The 3,621-nt window shown below is 40.7% G+C and carries 4 protein-coding genes; all 4 read right to left on the bottom strand.

Going from position 1 to position 3,621, the window contains the following annotated elements:
• Positions 1-820: hypothetical protein (locus BIZ39_RS20755; protein ID WP_187447958.1), on the bottom strand; the 820-nt coding region annotated here is incomplete at its 3' end.
• A gap of 11 nt (positions 821-831) precedes the next feature.
• Positions 832-1,665: a hypothetical protein gene (locus tag BIZ39_RS20750; protein WP_187447957.1), complete on the bottom strand. Its 834-nt coding sequence runs from the start codon at positions 1,663-1,665 to the stop codon at positions 832-834.
• Complete coding sequence (locus BIZ39_RS20745; RefSeq protein WP_187447956.1) at positions 1,625-2,227, bottom strand: TraE/TraK family type IV conjugative transfer system protein; 603 nt, start codon at positions 2,225-2,227, stop codon at positions 1,625-1,627. The genes BIZ39_RS20750 and BIZ39_RS20745 overlap by 41 nt, the downstream gene beginning before the upstream one ends.
• A gap of 38 nt (positions 2,228-2,265) precedes the next feature.
• A partial coding sequence (locus BIZ39_RS20740; RefSeq protein WP_187447955.1) for a hypothetical protein occupies positions 2,266-3,621 on the bottom strand: 1,356 nt, incomplete at its 5' end.

Below are 3,621 nucleotides of genomic sequence, written 5' to 3'. Positions count from 1 at the left end.
GTACAAATGGGACAACTGCACCTGCAAGCACTCGCTTACCACGGTATTTTTTCCCAACATCCTTTTGGCTATCTGCTTTTGCATTTTCATCAGTTAAGCTGGTGGTTGATTTAACCGCAGAAGCTGGACCAGGTTCGCCAGAATTAACAAACATGTTCCCGGTTTCCGTCTTAATCGGATTTGAACCACCACGTGATGCTTGATTAACGAATGCAATTGGATCATCAGGAATCTCGGTACGCTGTGCGGTATAACTAAACGATTCTTTATTTGAATCGAACGTAGTATTCATTTTCTCTTCTGGAACAACAATATCAGGCTCAACCGTGACAGTTTCGCCTGGTTCAGGTTCTTCATTTGCATCAGGCTTCGTTTCTACATATGTAATGGTCGCCCGGTCTGTTCTAGGCGCTTTAGCCTCCACTTGAACATCAGCAATTTTTTCATCTAATTCACTGATTCGACGCTGGATTTCATAGAGGGTCTGTAAGTTTGCGTTATCAGCATTTAAACTTTGTAAAATGTCTTCAATTCGCTTAAGGGATGTTGCATTAGTGTTCTCTCGTTGCGACATCAATTCAACTTGATTAGCCAACGCTGAAACCTTTGTAGACAAATCTCCAACTGTCAAATCTTCATCATCTACACCAAAAAGGCCAACCTCTGAAACGTTTCTTTCTGGCACTTTTAGTAAATCTTCATCAGAGCTAAAAAGCATCCAAATAAATATAATGATGAGGATAGGTCCGCCAAATGTAACTAACTTCTTTTTCTTTGGCGGGAGTGCTTCATACCTGTCTTTTAAATTTTGTAAGCTCATATTACCAGTCCCTATAGTCGTCTTGGTTCGTGAATCAAGATAAGACTTGTTGATTGGCCTGGTGCCAATACTTTTCGAGGATAGAACCCAACTAGGCGAGCGCGTTCGTCCTCATAAGCATCTTCTATAACACCAGTTGTTGGAGATAGCGTCGCAAAGTCAGGTGCACTTAACTGCAAGTCAATGTTGGCTCGGTTGTTTGCGTTCATCACGTAAACGTCGTAGTTTGTGCCAATTAGTCTGAGCTCGGGGTTCATCAATACATTTCCGATGTAATAAGGGGGTTTAGCAAAATCATCATCAACCCTAAAACCTTCCGGTAAATGCTTGAGGTCTCGTCTATCTGCAAGAAATTTGGCTACACCTGTCGCTATATTGGAAAGATCGGTAGAGTAACCATCACTTTTAGGAGACTCACTCTGTTCACGTTTTGCAGATTTTGGAACATATGGAATATCCGGCTTTAGCTTGATTTGAAACCCTATCGGAACTTTAGAAGGCACAAACATCATTTTGTATTGAGGAGCACTAGGGTCATCATCTTCAGTAAGGAAAACCGAAAAAGGATCTTGTGACATTGACTGAAAGAAAACCTTATTATTGTCAATCGTAAAAGACTCATTAGTGTTGTGCGTCACTTTGGCCCGTTTAAAAGGCGTTATAATGACATTCAAATCCAATGTTGAAGCACCGACAATCGCCGTCGTTGACTCTTCGACAAATAGTTCCAGCATCTTCTGTGGCGCAGACATCTGAACTTGATGCGGAGAAACACCCGCTTCATTCTCTGTCAACTCTTTTGCACTAGTTATTGGCGATATTGTGCTGCTTAGTGCGATACTCAAGATTACGAGCCGGGCCTTCATACAGCGCGTAGTGTTCAATAGTTGGTACATAGTCGACAACCTTTAATAAAAATTCATAAGTCATGGTTTTGATTTTTGGACGTCCGTTTTCTGGACGCAATGTTTGCTTGCCAGTAATAAAAACCAAATTCGTTTTAGGCTCGTACTCCCAACGACTTGGCTCAAACTGAACTGTAGAAGACGTCTTTGCTAAACTTTCCGACTGCGCAAATAGATCTTTTTTGTGGGTTTTATAAAGTTCTGGAGAGAAGACATACTGCAGTGCTTCTGTAATTGATTTAGCAGTTTCTGGGTTTGCATTACCCATTAATACTGCCGCATAAAGTCCATATTTAAGGTGAAACTCTTTACTCGCACTGTTATAAGCAACGGTAACCCGTGAATCTAAGTGCGGGGGAATTAACTGTATAATAACTTTGTTTGTGATTGCATGATAACCAGCAAACATAAGCATTATAACCAGTGCAAAAATCGTGATACCCATCCGATTAGCGATGGTTATCATTTGCCCCCGGTCACCTGTGAATTTACTAAATAGCACTTGCTACTCCTCGATATATGTGAATAGTAGTTAGTGTATTAAGTTACTAATTCAGCTTTAGGCAAAAATGCATCTGAGTTTGAATAGGACATCAAATCAGGAACAAAATATTGATTTACCCGCTCTCTCAACTGCCATGTTTTTATGGGAATAGTCGAATCTTGAGTGGTTAACGTGCCATCGACAGGTGCTAGCAAACCAACATGGCACATCCAAGACACCCAATCAGTATGCTCATCATCAACTAATGCAAGCATCCGTTTTAAGCCCCCTTCTGTAATGTAGATATTTTTAGAATAAATATAAGCAAACGCAGATGGAGAATTGATGTTGAATTTACCACTTTGTACTTTCTCGGAAACGATTTTTCCCCAATACAAAATGATCTCTCGCATGTATTGAGCTTGGTCTGTTGGGTCGTCTGATTTGCCCCACAAAACATAATTTTCGGAAAGTATCTCCTGATGAAATTGTTTTTCTCTGTTTAATTCTTTCCTTGGGGATTCAGAATTTTTGGTTGGAGTGGCAAAGCTACTGTCATGCTCAACGGCAACGACAGGTTTTATTGCCACAGATGTATTCTCTTCTACTTCGGTACTGTCTTCTGAATGTTGATGTAAGGAAGGGGACTCTGTTTCGGTTTCCGAATTTTGAACAGCGCTATTTTCGTGGTCAATTTTTACGCTTTCAGAAGGCGATAGCTGTTTCATTGCAGCATTGAATTTCATCAGATCGTGAGGGTTGTGCGAGAAGAAAGCTTCTATGAATTCTCTCCAAAAATATGGAATAGGATAAGGATATCTTATCAATGTCATCCTAATTGCATCCCTAATACCGTTATAAAATGGGTTGTCGGTATTAGGGCGTGATGAAAATGTATCAATGAGTGCAAATGAGAGCATTGAGTGAGGCGATTCTAAGTACTCAGGAAAAAGCTTATGTAATACAGCTTGAGATATAGGAAAGCCGGAGAAAAGTCGATTTGAGTTTGTAGCGCTCACTGAATTACGAAGGGCGCTTAAGGCTGGATTCCATGAGTACCCAGAGTTGCCAAAGCGGTGTTTTGAAACAATAAAACCTATTGGCAATACATGAACCAGTGTCCAAATAGTTTTTGCCCACAAAATGTCTGCCAGTTCAAATTGGTCGTCGATAGACACGGACCACTGACGCATACTCGTATCGGGAATTAATTTAACCGCAGTTGCACCAACCCAGGTACAAAGTTGTTGATGAGATAAGGTGTCCCCATCCTCAAAAACATTTTGAGTGTAAAGTGAGCCCAAATGACTCTGTATTTTCTGTGCAATCGGTTTAAATTCTTGTTCAAAACCTTTGTCATCTACCCGCATAAAATCTGGACGGGGCTGTTCAAAGACTGATTTATTCATCGG

Source organism: Alteromonas sp. BZK5 (genome assembly GCF_014349115.1).
Lineage (GTDB): Bacteria > Pseudomonadota > Gammaproteobacteria > Enterobacterales > Alteromonadaceae > Alteromonas > Alteromonas macleodii.
Note: the sequence above shows the minus strand (reverse complement) of the source record. Positions and strands in the feature narration are given on the sequence as shown.